Annotated in this window: 22 protein-coding genes; 15 read left to right on the top strand and 7 right to left on the bottom strand. The window is 49.3% G+C overall.

Features of this window, described 5'->3' with window-relative positions; translation table 11 throughout:
- Positions 1 to 8: 8 nt before the first annotated feature.
- On the bottom strand, positions 9 to 1,547 hold the full coding sequence (locus M8Q36_RS10840; protein ID WP_249880869.1) for a carbohydrate porin: 1,539 nt from the start codon (positions 1,545 to 1,547) through the stop codon (positions 9 to 11).
- A 518-nt stretch (positions 1,548 to 2,065) separates the two neighbouring features.
- The gene (locus M8Q36_RS10835; RefSeq protein ID WP_017459235.1) at positions 2,066 to 2,389 is read right to left on the bottom strand and encodes a hypothetical protein; all 324 of its coding nucleotides are present in this window, start codon (positions 2,387 to 2,389) and stop codon (positions 2,066 to 2,068) included.
- 215 nt (positions 2,390 to 2,604) lie between these two features.
- Here M8Q36_RS10835 and M8Q36_RS10830 point away from each other — a divergent pair, with 215 nt between their 5' ends.
- From M8Q36_RS10830 to M8Q36_RS10810, 5 genes are all read left to right on the top strand, one after another.
- The gene (locus M8Q36_RS10830) at positions 2,605 to 3,420 is read left to right on the top strand and encodes an SDR family NAD(P)-dependent oxidoreductase (RefSeq protein WP_249880868.1); all 816 of its coding nucleotides are present in this window, start codon (positions 2,605 to 2,607) and stop codon (positions 3,418 to 3,420) included.
- Between the two features lie 29 nt (positions 3,421 to 3,449).
- Positions 3,450 to 4,211: an SDR family oxidoreductase gene (locus M8Q36_RS10825; protein WP_249880867.1), complete on the top strand. Its 762-nt coding sequence runs from the start codon at positions 3,450 to 3,452 to the stop codon at positions 4,209 to 4,211.
- Positions 4,212 to 4,250: 39 nt separating this feature from the next.
- Entirely contained in the window at positions 4,251 to 5,450 is a 1,200-nt protein-coding gene (locus tag M8Q36_RS10820; protein WP_249882755.1) for an MFS transporter, read from the top strand.
- Positions 5,451 to 5,461: 11 nt separating this feature from the next.
- Positions 5,462 to 6,397, top strand: a complete 936-nt coding sequence (locus tag M8Q36_RS10815; RefSeq protein WP_020455009.1) for a GlxA family transcriptional regulator — start codon at positions 5,462 to 5,464, stop codon at positions 6,395 to 6,397.
- A gap of 115 nt (positions 6,398 to 6,512) precedes the next feature.
- The gene (locus M8Q36_RS10810; RefSeq protein ID WP_017459230.1) at positions 6,513 to 6,803 is read left to right on the top strand and encodes a putative quinol monooxygenase; all 291 of its coding nucleotides are present in this window, start codon (positions 6,513 to 6,515) and stop codon (positions 6,801 to 6,803) included.
- A gap of 77 nt (positions 6,804 to 6,880) precedes the next feature.
- On the opposite strand, the gene M8Q36_RS10805 is transcribed toward M8Q36_RS10810, so the two are convergent.
- The gene (locus tag M8Q36_RS10805) at positions 6,881 to 7,813 is read right to left on the bottom strand and encodes an AraC family transcriptional regulator (RefSeq protein ID WP_249880866.1); all 933 of its coding nucleotides are present in this window, start codon (positions 7,811 to 7,813) and stop codon (positions 6,881 to 6,883) included.
- Between the two features lie 122 nt (positions 7,814 to 7,935).
- Here M8Q36_RS10805 and M8Q36_RS10800 point away from each other — a divergent pair, with 122 nt between their 5' ends.
- The gene (locus tag M8Q36_RS10800) at positions 7,936 to 8,475 is read left to right on the top strand and encodes a carboxymuconolactone decarboxylase family protein (protein ID WP_249880865.1); all 540 of its coding nucleotides are present in this window, start codon (positions 7,936 to 7,938) and stop codon (positions 8,473 to 8,475) included.
- Positions 8,476 to 8,731: 256 nt separating this feature from the next.
- On the opposite strand, the gene M8Q36_RS10795 is transcribed toward M8Q36_RS10800, so the two are convergent.
- A complete protein-coding gene (locus M8Q36_RS10795; protein WP_249880864.1) occupies positions 8,732 to 9,643 on the bottom strand; it encodes a LysR family transcriptional regulator in 912 nt (303 codons plus the stop codon).
- A gap of 100 nt (positions 9,644 to 9,743) precedes the next feature.
- Between M8Q36_RS10795 and M8Q36_RS10790 the strand changes: the two genes are divergently transcribed.
- The 3 genes from M8Q36_RS10790 (at position 9,744) to M8Q36_RS10780 (ending at position 12,193) form a co-directional block, all read left to right on the top strand.
- Positions 9,744 to 10,853 (top strand): alkene reductase, encoded by a 1,110-nt coding sequence (locus tag M8Q36_RS10790; protein WP_249880863.1) that lies wholly within the window; start codon positions 9,744 to 9,746, stop codon positions 10,851 to 10,853.
- Positions 10,854 to 10,857: 4 nt separating this feature from the next.
- Positions 10,858 to 11,577 (top strand): SDR family oxidoreductase, encoded by a 720-nt coding sequence (locus tag M8Q36_RS10785; protein WP_020455015.1) that lies wholly within the window; start codon positions 10,858 to 10,860, stop codon positions 11,575 to 11,577.
- A 76-nt stretch (positions 11,578 to 11,653) separates the two neighbouring features.
- A complete protein-coding gene (locus tag M8Q36_RS10780) occupies positions 11,654 to 12,193 on the top strand; it encodes an ester cyclase (protein WP_249880862.1) in 540 nt (179 codons plus the stop codon).
- A 220-nt stretch (positions 12,194 to 12,413) separates the two neighbouring features.
- Here M8Q36_RS10780 and M8Q36_RS10775 read toward each other — a convergent pair whose 3' ends face one another.
- Positions 12,414 to 13,274, bottom strand: coding sequence for an AraC family transcriptional regulator (locus M8Q36_RS10775; RefSeq protein WP_249882754.1), 861 nt, complete (start codon positions 13,272 to 13,274; stop codon positions 12,414 to 12,416).
- A gap of 248 nt (positions 13,275 to 13,522) precedes the next feature.
- On the opposite strand from M8Q36_RS10775, the gene M8Q36_RS10770 reads away from it, so the two are divergent.
- Positions 13,523 to 14,278: an SDR family NAD(P)-dependent oxidoreductase gene (locus M8Q36_RS10770; RefSeq protein ID WP_249880861.1), complete on the top strand. Its 756-nt coding sequence runs from the start codon at positions 13,523 to 13,525 to the stop codon at positions 14,276 to 14,278.
- A gap of 1,163 nt (positions 14,279 to 15,441) precedes the next feature.
- Here the strand turns inward: M8Q36_RS10770 and M8Q36_RS10765 are convergent.
- A complete protein-coding gene (locus M8Q36_RS10765) occupies positions 15,442 to 16,422 on the bottom strand; it encodes a quinone oxidoreductase family protein (RefSeq protein ID WP_047370561.1) in 981 nt (326 codons plus the stop codon).
- Between the two features lie 107 nt (positions 16,423 to 16,529).
- Here M8Q36_RS10765 and M8Q36_RS10760 point away from each other — a divergent pair, with 107 nt between their 5' ends.
- From M8Q36_RS10760 to M8Q36_RS10740, 5 genes are all read left to right on the top strand, one after another.
- A complete protein-coding gene (locus M8Q36_RS10760) occupies positions 16,530 to 17,396 on the top strand; it encodes a LysR family transcriptional regulator (protein WP_047370562.1) in 867 nt (288 codons plus the stop codon).
- Positions 17,397 to 17,681: 285 nt separating this feature from the next.
- Positions 17,682 to 18,935 carry a hypothetical protein gene (locus tag M8Q36_RS10755; RefSeq protein ID WP_249880860.1) on the top strand — a complete coding sequence of 418 codons (1,254 nt, stop codon included), beginning with the start codon at positions 17,682 to 17,684 and terminating at the stop codon, positions 18,933 to 18,935.
- Between the two features lie 382 nt (positions 18,936 to 19,317).
- Complete coding sequence (locus M8Q36_RS10750) at positions 19,318 to 20,835, top strand: AAA family ATPase (RefSeq protein ID WP_249880859.1); 1,518 nt, start codon at positions 19,318 to 19,320, stop codon at positions 20,833 to 20,835.
- Entirely contained in the window at positions 20,835 to 21,692 is an 858-nt protein-coding gene (locus tag M8Q36_RS10745) for an HNH endonuclease (RefSeq protein WP_249882753.1), read from the top strand. Before M8Q36_RS10750 ends, M8Q36_RS10745 begins: the two co-directional genes overlap by 1 nt.
- 534 nt (positions 21,693 to 22,226) lie before the next feature.
- A complete protein-coding gene (locus tag M8Q36_RS10740; protein WP_249880858.1) occupies positions 22,227 to 23,267 on the top strand; it encodes an Ntn hydrolase family protein in 1,041 nt (346 codons plus the stop codon).
- A 130-nt stretch (positions 23,268 to 23,397) separates the two neighbouring features.
- Here the strand turns inward: M8Q36_RS10740 and M8Q36_RS10735 are convergent, their stop codons facing one another.
- Positions 23,398 to 24,207, bottom strand: a complete 810-nt coding sequence (locus tag M8Q36_RS10735; protein WP_249880857.1) for a chaperonin — start codon at positions 24,205 to 24,207, stop codon at positions 23,398 to 23,400.
- Positions 24,208 to 24,644: the final 437 nt, after the last annotated feature.

Genomic DNA, 24,644 nt, shown 5'->3' with positions numbered 1-24,644 from the left:
TTGAGCTGTTACCACCACACTTCGGCCTGAACGCCCACCGCCAGTTGATCCTTTTTCTGATCGCCAAACTGGAAATGGCTGATGCCGTTATCCTGCGCGCGAAGATACGTCGTATAAAAACGGATCTCCGGTCGCGAAGCCAGCAGGCTGGTGTCGACTTTCAGCGCGTGATAGAGCGTGGTTTTATAACCCTGCTCATGGTAGTTCACGCCCTGCTGCTTGTTGGTCTGCGTAAACCATCCCAGCTCCACCCCGGTCTGGTTATAGCTGTCCCAAATCCACGCCGGGCGCACCACCGCACGGAAGCTGTGATAATCCGTATGCGCGCCGGTATCGTAACTGTAAATATCGTTACCCGCCGAGTAGATCAGCGCATGCGCCATTACCACCTGTGAGAACGGGTACGCTTCGCCCTGCGAGATCAGGCGAAACGCTTTACCGTAGCTGTGCTCACCGTAGTAGTTGTCGCCATAACCATACGTTGGGCTGGGGCCAAATGGCTGAGCAAAGCCGCTGGCGAGCGAGTTATCCGCCGCCTGTAGGGTAAACTCCTCAAAACCGCCCGCGCTAAGCGCCTGACGAACAACCACACCGGCCAGCCACGCGTCTTTAATTCTGTAGTAACTGCCGTTATCCTCACGGTTTTTATAGGTGTCGGATTTGTTCGCCATTGAATAACGACCAAGCAGAGCCAGCGTCGCGTTATCCCACAGCGGGATGTTGTTGTAGCGCACATCGAGCGTATTGGTATTCACCTGCAGCGCCTCGCTGGCGGCAGGATAGTTCACCGCATGGGCATTCAAATCCTGACGCACCAGCGCGGCATTGATCTGCCCTGGGCCAAGTTGCCAGTTTTCAATGCCCACACCCGCGCCGCTCTCGGTGAGGTGGCTTTTCCAGTCCAGCATCTGGATTTCATATTTCGGTAAGTTGTGTTTACCGACCCAAAAGTCCGCTTCCGGCGCAAAAGGGAGAAACCCTTTGGTGGTCAGGTAAATATCAGAAAATTGCAGTCGGCTTTCAGCATCTTTATCAAACCAGGCGTCGCCATATTGCTCACCCACATTGCCGTCGAACAGCACCACCGCATGGGCTGTTTTTCCATTCTGGTCGTAGACGCGTTGTGTGAATTGCAGATCGAACCACGAGGAATATTCATTCCCAAATCGTCCGACGGATCCAACGGCATAAGGTTGTGGCGATCCATGGCTGGCAGCGCCCCAACCGGAACGAAGATAGCCGGAATAGGTAAAACCGATATCTTCTTTGACAAAATCGCTAATCTCTTTCAGCGTTGGCGCTGTTTTTTCCGCTGCGGCATTGTTTGTGATCTGTTTATTAACGACCTTCGTTACAGGTTCATTAATTTTATTTTTGGATTCAGTTTCCTGATACTGTTTTAATGCCGCTTTGGTCTGTGATAATTCAGCGGCATTTTCCTGTAACTGTTTTTCCAGCTGCGCCAGGCGCTGTTCAACCGTCAGGCTTTGCGACCAGGCATTACCGCATACGGCCGAGATAAACAGCACAAGCCATGTTTTCTTCATTGAAAGTTCCCTTTGTAAATAGAAAGCAAATAAGTTAGTGGCGTGCGTTACGTGAAGAAATCCGCTTCTTCACAAATAAAACCATGAAGAAGCGTGAGAACGCTTAATAAGCAAAATTCTAATTATTATCTCAATTATTCCCTGGGGATGACGCAGAGGCGCTACATCGACAACAATAGTCGTGCAGAGCGAATATTTGTGTCCACTGTGAATTCCATTCTATTTGATCTGTCTCGCAGAATTAATGCGAAAACAGATCGATATTACATTGCTCTGTAAGCGTCACTCCTAATAATAAGGCCATAAACTTTCATTTTATTATTAGCCTGTCATATAAAAGGCTCATCTAATAATATTGATAAATGGATTACGTAACGCGAAGTATTTATAGAGGCTTTATGAAACACCAGGAAAATATAATCGCCATACTGGAATAAAGAACAGGGATAACTAAGACGTAGCCAATATAACTATCCTAAAAAAATCCACGTGCCACCGTGGATTTGTTTTGTCCGCGCTTAAATCCAGTCCTCTACCGCGCCATCGAGCGGGCGCAGCGGCGGCGTAATCCGTTCAATCTCCTCTTCAATATCAAATTCCGTGAGATCCTCTGCCGTGGCTAACAAAAAAGTCTGGCCTTGAGGGGAGATCCATTCAGAGATGAAATATTGCTCCTTGCGTGACAGCTCGATTTTCTGCTGCCCTTCCCGGTCGAAAAATTGCCCATAACGCTCATCATGCTTTGATAAGTTCAGCCCCATGGCCGGGTAAACACCGCGCCACACCTCGCCATGATGCTTGCCGCCCAGTACCAGGTACTCCTGCATAATCTTCTTGCTCATCCGCGCTCCTCACCATGCTGTTTCTTTTAAGCGTAGACAACTCTCCGCTCACCCTATGAAAAGCGCACGCGACACGCCTCAGGCTTGCTGTGTAAACACTACGACGACACGCGTTACGGAATGTCCTGAATCACGCCTATAAACGTCATTTAAGACATGAGGGGTTTGCTTATGATGCTTCCATCGCATTCATTGCTGAACCCAAGGAGTCTCGCATGACCATCGCTACACAACCGCACAAAGGCACGGCTGTTATCACCGGCGCATCAACCGGTATTGGCGCGATTTACGCCAACCGCCTGGCCAGAATGGGCTATGACCTGATTATCGTCGCCCGTAACCAAAACCGCCTGAACCAGATGGCCAGCCACATCACGGCGGATACCGCCCGCAATGTGGAAGCCGTCGCCGCCGATTTAAACGATGCCCAACAACTGCGGGCGCTGGAAGCGAAGCTGCGTGAGGATGCCAGCGTTACGCTACTGGTGAACAACGCCGGCGTCGGGACACACACGCCGCTGTTATCCAGCGATGTTGATCAGATGGAAGCGATGATTAACCTCAACGTTACTGCCCTGACCCGCCTCACATACGCGGTCGTTCCCGGTTTTGTGGCACGCGGCGCGGGCGCCATTATCAATATCTCCTCGATTGTCGGCATCGCACCGGAACTGCTGAACGGGGTCTACGGCGGGACGAAAGCCTTTGTGCTGGCGTTTAGCCAGTCGCTGCATCATGAACTGGCGGAGAAAGGCATTCAGATCCAGGCCGTGTTACCCGGCGCAACAGCAACGCCTTTCTGGGACAACGGCGGTTTGCCGCTGGAACAGCTGGATAAATCCATTGTGATGAGTGCTTACGACCTGGTCGACGCCGCACTGGTTGGCTTTGCGCAGGGTGAGCTTGTCACCATCCCCTCACTGCACAACGACGCGGACTGGCAGGCAATGGAACAGCGCCGACAAGCCATGCTGCCCAATCTCTCCAGCAACGTACCGGCTGAGCGCTACCGCCCGGCTACCACGCACTGAACATCCATTTCAAACAGAGGGTTTTCTTTATGAAACTGACAGGCAATACGATTTTTATTACCGGCGGCACTTCAGGCATTGGCCGCGCGATGGCGGAAAAATTTCACCAGTTGGGCAATAAAGTGATCATCTCCGGGCGGCGAAAAGCGCTGCTGGATAACGTCACAGAAGCCAACCCAGGCATGGATTCCGTGGTGCTGGACGTCACGCAGGCCGCGAGCATCAAAGCGGCGGCACAAGAGGTGCTGTCACGCTACCCGGCGCTGAACGTGGTTATCAACAATGCGGGCATTATGCCGTTCGACAACCCCGCCGGGGAACTTGATGACGCGATGGCTACCACGCTGTTAGACACCAACTTGTTAGGCCCGGTGCGAGTAAGCGCGGCGTTTATTGAGCATCTGAAAAAGCAGCCGGACGCGGTACTTATCAATAACAGTTCGATTCTGGCGTTCTTACCTCTCGTCAGTAACGCACTCTATTCGGCGACCAAAGCCGCGATCCACTCCTACACCTTGTCCCAGCGCTTCCTGTTGAAGGATTTTGGCATCAAGGTTATCGAAATTTCGCCGCCGTGGGTGGATACCGACCTGATCTATAAAAGTGGCGACACCCGTGCGATGCCGCTGCCGGACTTTATCCAGCAGACCTTCGACAAGCTGGGCACCGATACCATTGAAGCCATTGTCGATAGTGTGCTGCCCGCGCGCGCCAACCCTGGTGCGAACGAACATGAAATGGTCAACGCCTTTAACCAGGCGATGGTAGACAACCCGATCCCTGTAGCGTAATCGAATTGCGGGGCCTGGGCCCCGCAGCGGGAGTGAATGATGAATAATCGGTTATCTCTGGCGCAACGACGCGCGCTGTGGGCGCTGAGCCTGGCGTATTTTATTCAGGCCACGGGGGCGCTATCGGTAGCGGGCAGCCTGGCCGCCATCTCCCGTGAATGGGGGTTAAGCGATGGTCAAAGCGCGCGTTTACTCGCTATTTTCGGCCTGACCTTTGCCATCAGCGCACCGCTGGCGCAGGTGTTTTTAGGTCATATGATGCGCAAATACCAGGTGCTGGCCGGGATGCTGGTGTTCGGCCTCGGGGCGTTTATTTTCGCCATCGCCCCCGATTACACCGCGCTGGTTATCTCCCGCGTGGTGATGGGGCTGGGCGCATCGCTGATTGGCCCGGTGCTGGTGGCGCTCGGCGCGGAACTCGTCACGCAACATGAACGCGGCAGCGCTATTGCCACGATCCTGCTCGGCGTCTCCATGGCGAGTATGGTTGGTATTCCGCTGGCGGCGTGGATCGCAAATGGTTGGGGGGCAAGAACGTTATTTGCCCTTGTCGCGCTGGTGAGTGTGCTGACCGCGCTGGCCGTCTGGTTCTCGGTGCCGAACATCGTTAAAGGGGTGGACATCCGTTTACGCCAGGTGGGACAGGTATTAATGGATGGCAAATCACTGGCGGCATTTTTGGTGGTCTTTTTCATTACCTCTGGCGTGTATGACATGTATGCCTTTATTTCGCCGATGATCCGCGATCGCTGGCAAGGCGATACCGCCAGTGTTTCGGTAGCGCTGACGGTGATTGGTGTTGCCGGGATTTTGGGGAACTTGTTTGTTGGCCGCGCCGCACGCCGTTATAGCGCCGAACGGTTACTGGTCACTGGCATCACTATGCTGGTGCTGGATATGCTGCTGCTTATGATCCTGCCCGGTAAGCTGGCGTTGCTCTATTTGTTACTGGTGCTGTGGGCGTTTTCTACCGATCTTCTGTGGCCAACCCAGCAGCGGCGGATTGTCGAGATCGCGTCGGCGGCGACACGCGGTATCTCGCTCGCCCTGACCAGCGCGTTTATGTTTTGCGGCATTGGTTTTGGCTCGGCGGTCGCTTCATGGCTCTATCCGCTGTTCGGCTTTTATGGTGTGATGCTAAGCGCAGTCCTGTTTTTACTGTTGGCGCTTATCAGTTTATGGATCTCTGAACGATTACGCGTTCGGAGCCAGGCTTTGCAGGCCGCCAGCGCATGTTAAAGGGTGTCGCGATGCACAAAATTGGATTACTTATTTCCGACCATTTTCAGATGCTGGCGCTGTCCACCTTGACGGTGTTTGAGTTCGCCAACATGGTTGCCGGTGAAGCATTTTATCAGCCAACGGTCTACTCAGAGTTTGGCGGCACGGTTTATTCCTCATCCGGTATTGGCGTCGAGTCCCGAGCGCTGGAAAGCGTCACGCAAATCGACACCTGGCTGGTCGCGGGTGTGCTGTCGCCCGTGGATGAACCGGCCAGCGCTGGCATTGTTCACTTTCTGCAAACCACCGCGTTACAGGCGCGCCGCATCGCGGGGATCTGCACCGGCGCATTTGTGCTGGCGCAGGCAGGTTTGCTGGAGAAAAAGCGCGCCACCACGCACTGGGCGCATGCCCGAAGCCTGGTGTTGCAACATCCGGACGTTCAGCTTGAAGACGATCGTATTTTTATCATTGATGATCGTATCTGGACGTCCGCCGGAATGACGGCCGGGCTGGATATGGCGCTCGGCATGGTGGAAAAAGATCTGGGTGCCGAGGCAGCCCGTGTCGTCGCGCACCGGCTGGTGATGAATCAACGCCGCTCCGGCGGGCAGACGCAACACTCTGAAATGCTGGCGCTGGCACCGCGCTCAGATCGGCTGCAAAGCGCGCTGGAGTACGCCCGCAATAATCTGAAAAAAGCGCTGACGGTGGAACTGCTGGCCGATGCGGTTCACGTGAGCGCCCGCCAGCTCAGCCGCCTGTTTCGCCAGGAGACGGGTAAATCGCCAGCGAAAGCGATTGAAGGATTACGGCTGGAAGCGGCGAGGCTGATGATTGAGCAAAGCCGGCTTTCGCTGGATACGATTGCCCGTGAAGCTGGTTTTCGCGATCGTCGCCATATGCGGGAAGTTTTCGTGCGTGGTTACGGTATCCCGCCGCAGTCGCTGCGCACCGGCCGCTGAGGTTTCATATCGATTTTCATTCCTGCGGTGAAAGAGCTAATGCCAGAAACGGGTTTTTTATGCTGGCAGGCGGCGTAGACTAACCTGAACTTTCTCATGAAATCAGGAGCATAAAATGAACGATACCGTAACGGTTGTTGCAACCATTACCGCCCATGCCGGAAGCCGTGAAAAGGTGGCCGGGGCGCTTAAAACCGTTGAACGCGATGTGCAGGGCGAACCGGGTTGTCTCTCTTATCAGCTACACGTCAACCGTGAAAACGACCACCAGTTCGTGATGATTGAGCGTTGGGCATCGGCAAAAATGCTGGAGCAACACAGCCAGGCCGCGCCATTCAGGGCGTTAGTCAGCGCCATTGACGGGCTCGCCGATCTTAACGTCATGACCCTGAGCAGTGGTGCTTAACTGTTGATTGTTTTCAGCGAACAAAAGCTTTAAACGGGTTGGCGATTTTTGCCAGCCCGTTTTTGCATGCACAGCTACTATGGCTGAGGCGTTTGCAGATGGGTTCGGCGTTTTCGGTATTGCGCGGGGCTCACACCATACAGCCGCTTAAACCCTTTCGAAAACGAGGACAGCGAAAGAAACCCGCATCGTTCGGCGATGGCGTCGATAGTTAAACCCGCGTGCGTAATGAGTAACTGCGAAGCCATCGCCATACGCAACTGGGAAAGCCACGCTTGCGGCGTAAGCGGATAGCTGCGGGCAAAATAGCGGGCAAATGTCGCGCGGGATAAAAAGCATCGTTCGGCCATGGTTTCCAGAGTCCACGGGTGCGCAGGATCGGCGATGACGGCCAGCAACGCGGGAGCAAGCCGTTTATTACTCATCAGCCTGAGCAGACCGGCGGGCGGCTCATGTAATGCGAGCAACAGGCGCAAGATCAGCGCCAGCAGCGTATCGGCCAGCCCTTTGGCAATCGTCGCATTCCCCGGCAACGAACCGAGGCTTTCCCGCACCAACATCATCAGCAACATTTCCAGTTCAGGGCACGCCTGCCAGTGGTTTGTTTGCAGATGAATAAGGTGGCTTTCATGGGCAAACAACCAGCCGCTGTGCGGGCCAAAATCAAATTCACCGCACAGCACTTCCACCACCGCGCCCTTCGCCGGGCTTCGGACTTCTGTCAGGATGCCGTTGTCATGCTTTAACGCCGGAACAATCTGCCCCCACTCGACCAGGCTCTGAAGCAGATGCGGCGAACCGTGGGGAAGCAGGAGCACATCGCCTGCGCACACATCCACATTTCTGCCTTCTACCACCAGCCTCGCTTCGCCGTGCAAAACCACATGCCAGGGCACCACGCCAGGCGCAAGCTGATCATGACCGGCTTCCCAGCGCCCGGCAAAGCGGCAGTGGAGGTTTACAGCGCATGTTGGCGCCAGCATCGCAAGCAGTTGGCTGAGGCTATCCACATTTTCCCCTGAGACGATAAGACAAAAAATAGAGACGATGTATAACAGTTACCCGCAAGCTATCTGCCTATTATGAGCACATCGCCAATACGGCGGAACCCATACACTGACAGGAGATCATCATGAGCCGTTTAACATCCATTCAACCCGAAAATGCCACCGATAAAACCGCCGATCTTTTCGGTGCCATTAAGAAAGCGATGGGTAAAGTACCTAATGCCTACCAGACCATTGGCATTGCCCCGGAGATGCTTGCTCAGGCGTTACAACATAATGCCGCACTGGCAAAAAGTTCGCTGAATAAAAAAGAGCTGGAAGCAATCAACTTACTGGTCAGTGAAATTTCCGGCTGTGACTACTGCCTGGCCGCGCATACATTAACGGGGAAAATGGCGGGTTATAGCGTGGAGCAAACGCAACAGCTGCGCCGTGGCGAATTCCCTGAAGATGCGCATATTGACGCGCTGTTGAAATTCGTTAAAACCGTGGTCACCACGCACGGCACGCTGCCGGCGGAAAAAGTTGAATCGCTGCGCAGCGCCGGTTTCGAGGATCGTCAGATTGTCGAGATAATCAGCGCTATCAGCGCCATTCTGTTTACCAATATGATTAACCGCGTCAACGACACGGTGGTGGATTTCCCGAAAGCCGCCGCTCTGTAACGCTCCGCCTGGCTTCCCGCATGATGGGAAGCCAGTTTTTCCTTCCTGTTTCCCAGCCCCTCAGACTTCGTTATCATGCTGCCCTGGCAGAGTGATCGCTAACCAGAACAACAAAAGATCCACTCATACATTTCACGATAATGGACATCACTGACCGATGAGTACGATGTACGTTATGCAATCATCTTCTGAGTGCAAAAAACGCCCATGACTAACGCAACGGCGAGTTAAAAAACCGGGAGCTGGTCGGCGAGTTTTACTCATTTTCCAGCCAGTCAATGAAGAACTGGGTAAAGGCGGTAACCGGCAGCGGCTGCAACCGTCGCTGCGGATAGACAAATTGCAGCCCGACATTTTTTTTATCAAAGCGGCTGAACCCAATAAAACTTTCAGCAAACAGCAGGTGCAGCCTCCCCTGTTCCACATCGCGCTTTACATCCCACCATGACTTGCTGGCAATCCCCGCATCCGCCAGCACCCACTGGCGGAGTAGCGCGCCATCGTCGCATACCATGGCTGGGGTAAAGCGTACTGCGCTCTGTTTACCGTCATGCTCAAAACGCCATTCGTTCATGACCATTCCGCGCAGTTCCAGCGCAAGGCATCGGTGGCTGTGCAAATCCTCAATGGTCGCTGGTGTGCCTGCCATCCGGAGATAGTTAGTGGAAGCGACCAGTACCCTGTGATTCGGGCGGATATTTCTGACGACCAGGCTGCTGTCTGGCAGGTTTCCGAAACGAATGCTCATGTCCAGACGATTGGCGACCAGATCGGCGACATTTTCGCCCAGGTATACCGAGCTTTTCACTGCCGGATGCAGCCGGGAAAAATCAAGCAGGGCCGGGCTGAGATACTGTCGGCCAAAATCGGAGGGGGCCGAAATGCGGATATTACCGCTGAGCACCCCTTCTTTTTGCGTAAGCAGCGACTCAGCATGGTTCATTTCATCCAGTACGCGCAGTGCAGCGTGATAGAACTCCTCACCCGCACGCGTCATGGTAATAGCGCGGGTGGAGCGGTGGAATAGCCGGGTCTGATAACGCTCTTCAATCGCCTTCAGCCTTGCGGTCATGGTTGCCGGCGAAAGCCCCATCCTGCGACCGGCGGCTGAAAGCCCGCCCGCCTCCACCACGGCAACCAGCAGTGCCATATCTTCAAGCTTTCCCATTATTCAGTAATCCTGAAAAGAGAATCATATTTTAATGCCATTATCAAAATATCTGACGCCGCGTAAAGTGCTTTTAAAGATTCATTACGGGGGACAGAAAATGGGAAATCGTACACTTTTTGAGAGCTACCACCTGAAGGCGCTCAGCCTGAAAAACCGGATCGTGATGGCGCCGATGACGCGGGCGCGGGCGTTACAGCCGGGAAACGTTCCTTCCGCATTAATGGCGGCTTACTACCAGCAGCGTGCCAGCGCGGGATTGATCATTACCGAAGCCACGCAGATTTCACCTCAGGGGCAGGGGTACTCCTGGACACCTGGTCTGCACTCCGCTGAGCAGGTTGAAGGATGGCGGCTCACCACCGAAGCCGTTCACCGTGCAGGCGGGATTATCTTCTCCCAGCTCTGGCACGTTGGGCGCATGTCATATGCGGTTTTCCATAAAGACGGCAAACCGGTCGCGCCGTCTGCGCTCGCGCCCGATGCCCAGGTATGGGTGGTGGATGAGCAGGGTGAAGGACATATGGTCAACTGTCCGGTGCCGCGGGCACTTGAGCATGCCGATATTCAGCAGATCATTGCTGATTACCGGCAGGCCGCAGTAAACGCCATTAACGCCGGTTTTGATGGTGTTGAGGTACACGGCGGTAATGGTTATCTGATCGATCAGTTTCTTCGCCGGACATCAAACAAACGTACCGATGAGTATGGCGGCAGCCTGGCTAACCGGATCCGTTTCGCACAGGAGGTGCTGGAAGCCATCAGCGACGCTATCGGCAATACGCGCACGGGCATACGCCTTTCCCCGTTCATCACCCAGCGCGGAATGAACGATCCGCAGGTGACTGACGCGATCCTCGCGCTGGCTGCATGGTGTGAAAAGAGAGGTATCGCCTATATCCACCTGGCAGAGGCTGACTGGGACGATGCCCCGCAGGTGCCTGATGATTTTCGTCAAACATTACGCGCCACCTTCAGCGGCACGCTTATCGTCGCCGGAAATTATACCCAGGACAAAGCGGACAAACTCTTTAAGGCGGGTCTGGCCGACCTAATTGCCTTTGGCCGCCCGTTCATTGCCAACCCTGACCTACCGTACCGGCTCAGAAATCACCTTTCCTTAGCGGTCGTAAACAATCCCGCCACGCTCTTTGGTGGAAGCAGCGCAGGCTATACCGATTATCCGTTCTACAAAACCGACGAGGCGTAAAGTGATGGCGAAAAAAACATTAATCATCGGCGGGGCTTCCGGTATTGGCTTTGCTGTGGCCCGTGCGCTGGCTGAACAGGGAGGAAGCCTGATCCTTGCCGGAAGGAACAGTGAAAAGCTGGCGCGAGCCAGAGAGTTGCTGAGCCAGAAAAGCGCATCTGTGGATACTGTCGTCCTTGATATCAGCAAAGAGGAGGAGGTGATCCAGCTTAGCCAGACGCTCGGAGAGGTAGATAACATTATTGTGACGGCGGGATCGCATGCACCAGGCGGGGTGCTCACGTCACTGAATCTGAACGAGGCCCGGCTGGCTTTCGACACCAAATTCTGGGGCAGCATCCATGTTGCCAGGCATCTGAGTAAAAATATCCACGCCCGGGGCACCCTGACGCTGACCAGTGGCTTTGTTTCCCGCCGCACTGTTGCGGGCGCTATCGTCAAAACCACCATGAACGCGGCTCTGGAGTCAGCCGTTAAGGTGCTGGCGAAAGAGCTTTCTCCGCTGCGCGTAAATGCGGTGAGCCCGGGGCTGACAGATACCGAGGCGCATGCGGGCATGGAGCCTGCTGCCCGCGAAAAAATGTTGCTGTCTGCCGCTGAAAATCTGCCGGCAAAAGCCTTCGGGCGGGCAGAGGACATCGCAAAAGGCTATCTGTTCGTGATGGACAATCCCTTTGTCACCGGAACCCTGCTGGATATCGAAGGCGGCGCGCTAATTAACTAAACCTCACGTTTATCTGCGGGCGGCTGAAATGCGCCCGGATCACCTGTTTCTCTGAGGCTAAATAAAGGATCTTTTTATGAATAAGTTAAGGTTTTACTCTTCCCGGCTGGCGACGCTTATGCTGCTTCCTGTGACCTGTGCTGTGTTTTCTGCACCGCTTGAGCTGGTCAAACCCCATGAATTGATTGCGGAAAGCCACATATCATCCGCCCACGTGGCCGCGCTTGAAACCGTCGCAAGGCGTTACGCAACATTCTGGGATACCGGCGATGAAGCCCTGGCCCGTGAGGCGCTGGCCGATAATTTTGTCGACAAGACACCGCCTGAAGGCCGCAAACAGGGGCCGGAAGGCGCGCTTCTGGCTTCCCGCGCCTTCCGCACCGCCGTCCCGGATCTGCGTTGCGAGGTTGAGCAGATGATCGTTGCAGGCGATCGAGTCGTATCGCACCTTCATTTCCGCGGACATTTCACGGGAACCTTCGGCAAACTGAAAGGTAAAGGCCAGCAGGTGGATTTTATCGCGACGGATATCTACCAGGTCAGGAACAATAAAATTATCGCGAACTGGCATCTTGAAGATAATCTGACTCTGATGAAACAACTGGGTGCGTTGTAAATGGCTGCCGGGGAAGGATGATGCTGTCAGGCAGTATGGCAAAGGCTGGAATATTTCATTAAACACCAGCTCTTATTTTAAGCCTGCCGGAAATGGCAGGCGAAGCCGGTTATTCCTGATGATGCCTGAATAAGCTGCGGGTGCAGAGGCGTGCCGTGAAAACGATGCCGCCTGTTAAAGCCAGGCTACTGTCACCCGTAGGTTCAACGGGCAGTGCCGACTACTCATTTTTGCGCGCTTCACGGATACTGCGAGCCGGTGGCTGACCGAACAAGCGCGAATATTCACGTGTAAACTGCGTCATGCTCTCATAGCCCACGCCGTGGGCAGCGGTGCTGATCGCAGCGCCTTGCGCAAGCATACGTCTGCGAGCTTCAACCAGACGCAACTGTTTTTGAAATTGCAGTGGAGTGAGCGTAGTGACGTTGCGAAAATGCGTGTGAAATACCGAAATACTCATCCCCGCTGCATCGGCCAGTGTTTTGATTCGCAACGGCTGATCATATTTAGTCCGGATAATCTCGATAGCCCGGGCGATCCGGCGGGCATGGCTATCAATATTTCCCAGGGCGCGCATAGATTTGCCATAGCGGCCGGACAGCAGCCAGTAATGCAACTCGCGCACTAACTGGCGACCCAGCATTTTCAACGCGTGCGGTCTGTCGAGCAATTTCAGCAGGTGTAACGCAGCGTCTGCAACGTCCTCTTCGATCTGGTCAACCCTTACAGGCAAATCCGGCATTACCTCCAGTTTTTCCATATCGCCAACCAGTTCGGTAATCACAGCGGCGTCAAGTTCCACGACCAGTGAATAATATGGGGCGGCAGCGCTGGCGGTGATAACCTGGCTGACTGTCGGCACATCCATAGTAACCAGCAAAGACTCCCCCGCGCCGAAATCGAACGTATGACTGCCCATCGTCACGCGCTTGCGCCCTTGCAGCACAAGTGCCACCAGCGGCTTAGTAATGGCGAACTGCAACAAGGAAGGTGCGGCTTCGCTTAAGATAAACACCCCCGGAATGGGGGTTGTTGCCACACCGTCTTTATTGAGGTGCGCGTCGGCATATTTCCGCGCCACCCGCAGGAGCGCCGCCGTCGTCTTTGCTCCGTCAGACTCATCTGTGCCAGAGACGCATTCTTCCGGTAATCGGGTCATCGCCGTCATATTTTTAGGCTAGTAAATGTAATTTGAGCGTGCGCTAATCTTAGTGCAGTTCTGACTGAAGAGAAAATTCAAAATTATCAGGCAAGTTTTCGCGATTATCGGGCAACCTAAAATGCGCTGTGATGGATAGTATTTTATCTCCACATATCAGGAGATATTTTATGACAACCATTTCTCTTGTGACCGGTGCCAGTCGGGGCCTTGGTCGTAATACTGCACTGAACATTGCACGCCATGGCGGCGATGTGATCATCACCTATCGTAATGGTAAAGAAGCTGCGGACGCCGTGGCGGCTGATATCCAGTCCCTTGGTCGTAAGGCGATTACCCTTCAACTGGACATGCGCGACGTGTCCTCCTTTCGCGATTTCGCGGCCGCCGTCAGCGCAGCATTGAAAGACACCTGGGGGCGCGATACGTTCGACCATCTGATCAATAACGCCGGGCATGGTGAAATGGCCGACTTCGTGAATACCACAGAAGAGCAGTTTGATGCGCTCTTTGACGTCCACGTGAAAGGCGTATTTTTCCTGACGCAGTCACTTCTGCCGATCCTGGCCGATGGCGGACGGATCATCAATTTCTCATCGGGTCTGACGAGGGTGTCATTCCCTGGGTTCTCGGCCTACTCGGCTGCCAAAGGCGCGGTGGAAGTGCTCACCGTTTATATGGCTAAAGAATTGGGCAGCCGCGGCATTACCGTCAATGCCATTGCGCCAGGTGCTATCGAAACGGACTTCCTGGGGGGCGCTGTACGTGACATTCCCGATTACAACAAAGCCTTTGCAGGCATGACTGCGCTTGGTCGCGTGGGACTGCCTGATGATATCGGTCCGATGATTGCCAGCCTGTTGGGTGAGGACAACCGATGGGTCACTGGGCAGCGCATTGAAGTTTCCGGCGGGCAGTCGATTTAATCTCACGGGGATAGATTCCACTCCGGGTGGGATCTATCGTTTCGCCTGTCTGCCATGAGCATTTTTTAATGCCTGAATCGATTATTGGTTCTCTTGCGGTGACGTTTGCGAATGCCTGGTTATCAAGCGTCACGCTATCTGAAAAACCATGCCCCAGAGCCCGTAAACACCGCAAGCGCCATAAGCCCCACCCACTGGCATAAAACAGGTTACCCAGCTTTGTAAATTGCTGAGAGCGGGTTTCGCTGCTGAGGATCAGTTCAGTCTTATGAAAATATGCGCGAATAGTCGCTTCCCGCTCATAGCATGCATGATGCTTTCCAGTCGATCGGCTATGCGCCGCGGATAGCGAAAAAGTTATGGCATGAACCGGACAGAGAGCTAAAAGCGCATGATTTGCCTGGGTGGGATACATAGCGTACGGCTGGCGACACGTGAATCACGATTTTCGCCAATATCCGCGTTATCTTTGTCACCCGCTTCATCATTTCTATCGCTTTAAACGACAGTGGCTTTGCCTCTTGTTTTCCTGCCATAAAGACTCCGTTATCATGCTCCCCACGCCTTTATGAAGCGAAATGCAGGATTTCATGAGATCCAATGAGACAAAGTGAAACTCAATGAGAACAACAAACATCACTAACTCATTAAAATTTAAGAAAATGGACATCATAAACTGATGAGTACACTAGAGAATTTCGACGCGCATACCCCAATGATGCATTGGTGTTTTATTATTGATTAACATAGATATTTATTGAAATTTAATTAAAACCTACAATTCAACCTATAGTATATGCAAACAGTGCATACGAATGCCCATAGTTTTCGGGATCTTTATTCATGGCGCATCGCCAGATACTTACAAGCCCTATAAGAACCCCCTTCCCACTTAATGCCCTACAAAAAATCTTTCTGTGTACAGCATGTAAGCTCTACGAACGTCTGCTGGGTGCCAGGAACGGATATTGTATGAACGTTAGTGATTTAGCAGGCTCATCCCCTTTATCTAATTCTTGGATATCTCCTTAGCAGTACCTGAAAGGGACGACAAGGGTTGAATGATTGCCCTTAAGGGACATAAATCCAGCCTGGTCGTCACGTCACTGATACGGCATTCCTTTAAAGATGCCTGCGTCGCTCGTTTCATTCACGTCAGAGTCTCAATACTGAACCGTGAGAATGACACTTCCTGTTGTATGCCCCGCCTCCAGAACCCGGTGTGCTTCTGCTGCGTCGGTAAGGGTAAATTCAGCGCCAATGTGATTTTCAAGTCCTGCCGACAGTGCTGACATAAGGTCGGCCGCTCCCTTTCTGTAAAGCGCAGCATCATCTGCATAGGCGAGTGAACTGGGTCGCATCAGTGCTATAGATCGGGCAAATCCCAGTTCTTCCACCCGCACAGGAGGTATAGGGCCGGCAGGCTGGCCAAGACTGGCGACAGTGCCAAAAGGGCGGACCACGCTGAGCGTTCTGGAGAGCATTGTTCCTCCGATACCGTCGATGGCCAGATGCACGCCATACCCTTCCGTGATGTCGCGGACTTTCTCCGGCCATGCGGCGTCTGTATGGAGCAAAACTTCACTCGCGCCAGCAAGGCGGGCCGTTGCCACTTTTTCCGGTGAGCCCGTTGTACCAATAACCCTGGCCCCCTTCATCGTTGCCCAGCGAGTCACTATCTGCCCCAGCCCCCCGGCAGCAGAATGAACCAGTATCCAGTCGCCAGCCCTGACTTCCCTTACTTTGTTGAGCAACATATGTGCGGTAAGGCCCCGAAGCATCGTACTACCGGCTGTACGTGTGTCCACACCATCCGGAATCCTGATGAGGCGGCTGGCAGGTATATTGCGGGATTCAGCATAAGCGCCCATCGGATTTCCCGTATAGGCAACGCGGTCACCTGCAGCAAAGGCGCTGACGTTACTGCCCGTTGCTGTGACTACGCCGGCCCCTTCAAAACCAGGCACCGCCTGGGGATATGGCTGGGGGTAGAGTCCTGAGCGAAAATAGATGTCAACGAAATTCACGCCGATTATTTCGTGTCTGATACGAACTTCATCGGGACCGGGACTGACTGACTCTCTTTCCACCGCTTTAAGAACCTCAGGGCCACCCGGCTGGCTGATAATCATTGCTAACGACATTATTTTTTCCTCACTTATGAAGTGAGAAAACTATAAATGAGTTTATTGCAGGAAGAATACAGGTATAAAAGCACCATACATGTGTAAAAATGCACAAGAGGTGAGATATGGACTGGCAGGATTTACATTTTTTTTTCGCCCTTGCCCGGTGTGGTTCCCTGTCTGCCGCGGCCAGGGAGCTTGGCGTGGACCACGCCACGGTGAGCCGCCGGATTACAGCCCTTGAAAGTTCGCTGGGCCTCAGGCTCACAGAGCGCCTGCCACGCCGTACCATGCTTACCGGGCATGGGCGGGTTATCGCCTCCAGCGCTGACGAAATGTACCGCATTGCAGACCGTATTCGAATCCAGGCGAGGTCATTGTGTGCCGAACCAGCCGTGCCTATAAATATCAGCGCGTCACCTGCCGTTGCAGCACACCTCATTGCGCCTGCTATAGCAGGCTTCACCCGGAAACATCCGGGTATCACGTTGTCATTATCCGGCGTTTCGCATCATGTTCTTCTGAATAAAAGTGAGGCTGACGTCGCGGTTCGCCTTGAAAGGCCTGACGATCCAGACCTGATGACAAGGCGTATAGGTACTATGCGCTTTGGTCTTTATGCTTCTCGGTTCTGGCAAGAAATTCCTCAGGAAGACTGGGTTTTTATTGCTTATGACAGCACGCTTGCACATGTCACGCAGCAGCAATGGCTTGAATCACTGCTGAACGGGCGGCGTGTTATCTTTCGGGCAAGCGATCTAATGGCGCAGCAACAGGCTGCCCGGAAAGGATTGGGCATCGTTACTTTACCCTGCTTTATGGGTGATAATGACAGCGAACTGGTAAGGCTGCAGGAAAATCTGCCTTCGCCCGTGAGGAACATTTGGCTGGTTGCCTACCCTGAAATTAAGCGTAATCACTCTGCTGTCGTGGTGATGGACTTCCTTGCTGAAATCATTGGCCGGTCCTGCCCGCCTGACAAGAATATCTGAGTTTTTTCTTGTTAATTTCTCATGTTATATGACTGACAGGGCTTCCCGTTAATTAATATCGGTACGATTTGAGTTTTATCTCCGCCAGGTATGATTCAAACTCACCTGTTCGCTTTTCACTCTTAGCGGGCATTATCTGATGCAACGTCTACTTTGTGCCAGGAGCGGACGTTGGGATACAATTTTGTGCACTCAAACGCCAAGATACTGTCCTTGAAAACTAAAATGCTATCGCCAGTATCGTTAAGGACAGCCGACAGCCCCCCTGAACCAAGAGAGATGTCAATGCAGTTAATTCCCATGATTGACCTAATCCCCTGTTTTTATAAAAGAATAACTAATCTTTATCCAGACAAGCCCTGGATTGAGATGGTCGAAAAGATTGAGCAAACACGCCATGCATTTCCCCATCGTGTAGGTCAGGCAATGATAGATAACTGGTTTTCGTTCGCCCTAACCCGATGGGATCGTAAGGAAATACAGTTATTTGAGGGCAATGATTGGGCCGATTTGGTTGGGGCAATGAATTTAGCCAACAGAGTCAGCGCTCTCTGTGAATCGATTCAGAATGGAGGTGAAGGGCCGCGAGAATTGTATAATCGATTCAGAGGAGCTATTCAAAACCCCTCAGATTTACGGGCAATTCATTTTGAACTTTTTGTAGTCGAACGTCTGAAATTGAGTGGCTGCAGAATCCATTGGCCTGTTGAAAACAAAGGAGAGGAAACCTTTGACTTGCTGGTAAAACCACCTAATGATCTTCCTGAATTCGAACTTGAATGTAAGTCTTTTGCTGGAGACAAAGGGGCATCAGCAACATTAGAAGATGGGCAGCGTCTACTTGAAGCCTGCATCAAGATTCTCGGAGTAGATGGATTATTCAAACTATTTCCAGCGCAACCTGGTGTTGCCAGTATTATGTCAATTAAAATAGAGAAAGAGATCCCAAGAGATGAGAGGAAATTAACAGCTTTCGCCAATAGCGTACTCTCAGTAATAAAATGTGAATACGGGGATGAGCATTATTCATTTAAAATTGAACACTCCTATTGTGAAATCAGCGGAAACACTGATGATCCTGATACCTGTTTCAATGCGTCATTGAAGCTCCCAGGAGCTACATTAGCTTTCGCTGCATCAGGTGCTGCTAGCGAAGGATGGCAAGGTATTAGGATCTCATATACAGGTAAAGTCACTCTTTTTGAAAAAGCGGAAGAAACAGCAAAAAAAGCATTTAAAAAACAGTTAACCGGAACTCGACCGGGAGCTATTGCTCTACAGTTTACAAACGAGACTGCAGAATTTATTCGCAATTCAAATTTGCCTGGAAACAGATATAGAGCCCTTGCCGATAAAATTTTCACCAAGGAGCATGCGGCACTAGTGATCATAGCTGGCGACATAGAACCTCGCCCAATTCGCCCATCCGTATCTCCATATTCTCCAAGCGCCTTCATGGCAGAACATTGTACATTTGCAGCGTTTGATAACCAGAAAGGAAATCACCCTAACTCTAAATTAAAAACTCTCTTTAAGTAAAATAAATTCGTATGTATATAAATTTCCCCTATGTGTTTCTATTGAAAATGGTAGGTAATTAGTCTTATTTTTGTATAGTCCGCCCCTCACTCATAGCAGACCACGCGACGCTTCAGGTGGTCTGCTTCGTGCCAGAAGCTGCCTTTGCTAGAATCTTATTGTGTAAAATTGTTGGGTACAGTCCAAACGCGGCTAATATGTAAATTATTTTAACTAACAATTAAAATTTCTGACGGTATTTCTTTAATTAGTAGCGTAACCGCAAACGGAATCTTTGAGTTTCCTTATGTATTTAAATTTTCCGCAGGATATATTTGCATTTCTGTTATTATTTTTGACATAATTAGGTGAATCTAAACAAAACAAGATTTTCGGAAATTATATGGATATCATTATTGTACCCCGAGACCAACGTATTCCTTCCTCAGGCATTAGTACGGTCTACCTGCATGTGGATCGTTGGAATGACTTTTCATTTATTACGATGTTTTACATGTATCTGTTCGATCAGAAAGGTGAACGCCATGAAATGGGAAATATCAAGATTGGCTTTCAAGGACAAACAACTGAAAAATCAACTTACTCCACGTTAGGGAGCAGGTTTAAAACTCTCCCAGAAGGATATTTTTCCGTTGGTCAGGATGTCGACTATTATCAGAAAATTTCGAATTTACCAGAATCTGTCAAAGTTTCGTTACTTGAGGCGCTCAAAGATATAGCTTATGCGCCAGAACTTATAGATCTTGTTAAGGATGAGGAGGTCTTTAAAACGTCCTTGCTTCGGGATGTTAGTTTGTCTGTTATCAAAGGGCAGTTTGCACGCGTGCTTGAGGGAAAGAATCCACTGACTAATTTTGAGTTTAAGTTCATTCGCCCTGCACAAGACAAAATTTCCGATATCGAATTATCATTTAAGGTGAAAGTAGGAGAAATACCAAGTACCAATATTCATGCGATCATAGGTCGTAATGGTGTGGGGAAAACGACAATTCTAAACGGAATGATTGAAGCTGTTACCAGTAAAGGTAAGTCGAATGCAAAATTTTATGATCTGGAGGGGTGGAGTGAAGACCCGATTGATATTGATTACTTTAGTAGTTTAGTCTCAGTGTCATTTAGCGCATTCGATCCATTCGAGCCACCAAGTGAACAGCCTGATCCATCAAAGGGAACTTGCTACTTCTATATAGGTTTGAAAAAAAAAGGAGAGTCGCTGAAAGGGCTAAATGATATTCATGAAGACTTTCTTCAAGCTTTGACGCTTTGCTTTAGCCAGATTCCTAAGCGTGAAAGATGGCTGCAGGCTATTGATACTTTGGAGTCTGATGAAAATTTCGCAAATATGAAGCTGAAAAATCTAGCGAGATATAATGGTGAGGTGCTTGTTAGTAATGCACGGAAACGTATAAAAAGAATGAGCTCCGGCCATGCGGTTGTATTATTAACACTCACGCGTTTAGTCGCAACGGTGGAAGAAAAAACGTTAGTACTAATTGATGAACCAGAGAGCCATCTTCATCCACCGTTGCTGTCTGCTTTTATTCGCGCGCTGTCTGATTTGCTACTTGATAGAAATGGTGTTTCTATTATTGCAACTCATTCACCTGTGGTACTTCAAGAGATCCCTAAACGATGTGTTTGGAAAATAAATCGTTCTAGATTGTCTACCGAATCTCGCAGGCCAGACATTGAAACATTTGGTGAGAATGTAGGAATCTTAACAAGAGAGGTATTTGGTCTTGAAGTCGTTAAATCCGGTTTTCACGATTTATTAATCCAATCAGTTAAGTCAGGTGGAACATATGAGGAGATTGTCGATGAGTATCGTAACCAACTTGGTATTGAAGCCCGAGCTCTATTAAAAGCGCTTGTCATACACAGAGATCGGAGTGTTAAGTGATGTTGAAACTTAAACAACCTGCTTACACATATGCCGATATGCTGACTCGCTGCCGCGAAGGCATAACTGGTAATCCGGGCTTATTGCTGAAAGTAAATGAAGCAATAGCTGATTTGCAAACACTGGCAGCTTCATATAGAGCATCGGTATCAACTGGTGAACTTTATACAATACAACCACTGCAAAAAAAAGATGAGGAAGACCCCATTGTCGTAGGTCGATTAACGAAATCTGACTTTGTTAAGCTTTATAGCAATTATGTTGTTGGGAAGAAAAAGCCTGCTCGAGATATTTATGATGCCCTGATGACTGCTGCTAATGAAAAATGCCCATTTTGTGGTGGGATCGGGCGACCTAGAAATTTAGATCATTATTTGCCTAAAGCTCACTATCCTCAGTTTTCTATATTACCTATTAATCTGGTGCCAGCTTGTCGAGATTGTAATATGGACGGTAAAGGGGAAGCTTTTGCAAAAAATGAAGCAGAACAGATCATACATCCCTATTTAGACGATAGCCGTTATTATGATGAACAGTGGATATCGGCTAGATACTTGGTTGGCACAAATGATGAGCCCGGAGTTATTGAGTATTTTGTTTCTCCACCTGCTGATTGGGATGATGCACATAAACAAAGAGTGGAAAAACATTTTAACGATTTTTATTTATCTTTAAGATACTCGAAAGAAGCTGGTGCGAGGTTAGTTGTGCTTTTAGCTCTATATAGCTCAGTACTACAACTCTCCGGAGATAAAAATGCTGCTAAAGACCTTATATTTCAAACAATAATCAACAAATCGCCTTTTGTGAATCACTGGGAACGGGTTATGTGTTTGGCTCTTATGTCAGACTTGTAGTAATGCTTGGTGTTGTTATTTTTATTCTAACTTCGTAGTTCGATTTTATTAAATAGATACTAGGTTCTATACATGAGTGCCTGGCATCTATTGAAATGAATTCCAATAACTGCCTTTCATATCTAATGAGCCCACATCCTGCTTGCTTTGCGCTGATATTGATCTTCCCCAATATAAAAATTAAACGCAGTAAAATCAAGTTGTTACAAATGGTCTATTAGCGATGGAAAAGTTTTAAAAAAACAATTTTTTTACTATGAATATCAGTAGGATACGGACTAGCATCTAATCTAATGCTACGTCATATGAATTGGTTCGAAGCTGCGGGTGAGAGGTCCGCAGTGTGCCAACAGCGGACGTTTCAACATCATGCCAAGTCTGTTTATGAGGAGCAGATCACTGTATCCCTAGAAAGAAAATTTAGCTTCCACATACTACAGTTGATATAGTTAAGCGGAGATAAATTGAAACATATCGATAATGTTTTGAACGATTATTCAGCTTCGAAAGACATGACATCTAAAGGATACTATTATGACGTGGGTAGTTGGAGGAAACTGCTTTAATGGATTCGTCTGCGTAGCTGACATTCAGGTAACAATAATATCTGCTAGCGGAAGAGTTCGTTATTTTAATTGCGTTCAAAAAATACACCAAATAGGAAATAATCTATGTGTAGCTTTCAGCGGTGATATTCGATCAGGTTTCAAAATTATCGAGTTGTTGAGAGAAAATATTGCTCAGAATTTCCATAAAGATGAGTACTTTGATATCGATGGTCAATCTAAAATTCTAATCGATTTTCTCAAGCACTGCTATAACCACATCAATCCGGTTCATAAGCCTTACCTGGAATTGATGTTCCTATGGAATTCACAAGAAGGAGATGGACTTCTATATCGCCCATTCTGCATGAAATTTAAATCGCCAAATTTCACTATGAATTCAACCGCATTGCCCGGGCTTGCTCAATCAGGCGGTGGAATCAAAAATAGCACTTTCCAAGCAATCACTTCTTTTTTAGAGGGGAAGGAAATTTCCACACCGGAGTACGAAAGATTATTTTCTAACGTTCAAGGTGCTCCACAAATTATCACTCTAAAGAATTTCAAAAATATTATTCTGAATGAAGCATCAAAAGTTGATCAGCCGGGCATAAGTAGAACGCTAATTTCTTTCGAATCAGAAATACCCTATAAAGATATTTTTGGTGAGCAACAAAGCAGGAATTTAAGTGAGGCTTTTATAACTTTGGGTTTAGGCTCTACCAAAATGAAAACGGAACATTACAGTTTATTTCTTTCTGTACTCTCAATTCCAGACATCCAAAAAAGGCTAGATTATATCAAACGATATAATCCATTTTTATATAATTCGACAAAAGAAATAATACAACAAGCGCAACAGTCAATAAATATACAACCGCTAACAGAACTTCCTCCAATTATTGTCGATCGTTATGTGAGTAATGAAGAGGAGATTCACTCATATAAACTAATAGCTACGTGGCCTGAGCTTAAAGCATTTTTGGGCGAAAAGGGTATTCGTGTATCAGCTATGCAGGCAACAGCTTGAATTATATATGTTATTTGTAAAGATCGTGACTAAGAGGCTCTCTATACTGATAGGCAGATCTCTGCCAGGAGCGGACATTATAGATGGTATATGTAGAAAGTGAACATGCGTCGATTGTATGATTTAGCAGTCACTTAATTATTGGATAACTAACACAAGTATGGCCGTTGCTTATAGCATACATTTGGTTTTCCTTAAGATTTACAAATGGAAATGTCGTATACTCATAATTTATAGAGGTCATATTAAATGTAAGGAATTTATCTTCAAGATCTAATTTTGTTGAGTGGGCAGGGTATGTTCCTTCATTTTTCATTGTGATAATAAAACCGATAGGGAAAAAATGTAACGCACAAATAAATGCTACATGTCCTTCGTTCATAAATGCTACACTTTGAGCAGATATGTGCATTCTGTGTGGGTAAAACCAGTAGTAAATATCATGAGTCTCCTCAAAACTTGGATTTTTACCCAGAACATAATCCTTTAAAGGTGTATAGAAGGGGCTATCTACGGGTTCTTTTTTACAATCCTCAACTGAAGTTGCTGATAGTACGTGTCCAATCATAGCCTTAGTGAAAGATATACTATCAAAAGGTATTCTAATGAATGGATATACATTCATACCATTCATATATTGACTCAACTGTTCTTTAAAGGAGTTTGCTACATGTTCAATTGCAACATCGAACCCACCTAAAACCTTATTGTTGCAGTGGCCGCAAATGGTTCTGAAATAAGATCCGTTTTTAGCATTTAATGGTTTAACCGGTTCCTGAGCATTAAAAAATTCGCTAACTGTTTTCTGAAGAACAGGACCTAAGGTTATGGCGCACTTTGGAGGGACATGATCTTTTGTGAGCAAGTCATGTTTTCCACAAATATTGCAATAACCTTTAGCAATACCATTATGCTTCCATCGCTCACTAATTTTTGTCATTTTTATTCCTTCAATAGCATAAGCTATGCTATACCTTTTTTAATCCTATCAAAGATACAACTTAACGTCAGGAAATGATAATGTTTACCTAAGTAATACAATTAACTTCAACGCGCAACAGTCTGCTTTTCGCTCACAGCGGACCTTCAGTTCAGGTAACTTGTCCGCTCCGTGCCAACATCAGACATTGATAACATTGAGATATGTTAATTTATGTGGCGCAGGTCAAGTCGGTTATCAGCGATAATTACGGCATATTTATTCTGGATGCTGCCAAAATCCCCTCCGGATTGACGACGGGCTGTCATTTCCTTATCGAAAGCCTGTGCTTCATCCCAGCTTAAATAGTTATTCTCAAGAGTCGTTTTCCCGGCCTGTGCCGCTGCAAAAGCATTTGCACCACTGTGTCACCTATCAGGGACCCGCAGCCCCGGTGA

The organism is Kosakonia sp. R1.Fl (genome assembly GCF_023516815.1).
Classification (GTDB): domain Bacteria; phylum Pseudomonadota; class Gammaproteobacteria; order Enterobacterales; family Enterobacteriaceae; genus Kosakonia.
The sequence above is the reverse complement of the archived record's forward strand: the minus strand, read 5'-3'. Positions and strand labels throughout refer to the sequence as shown.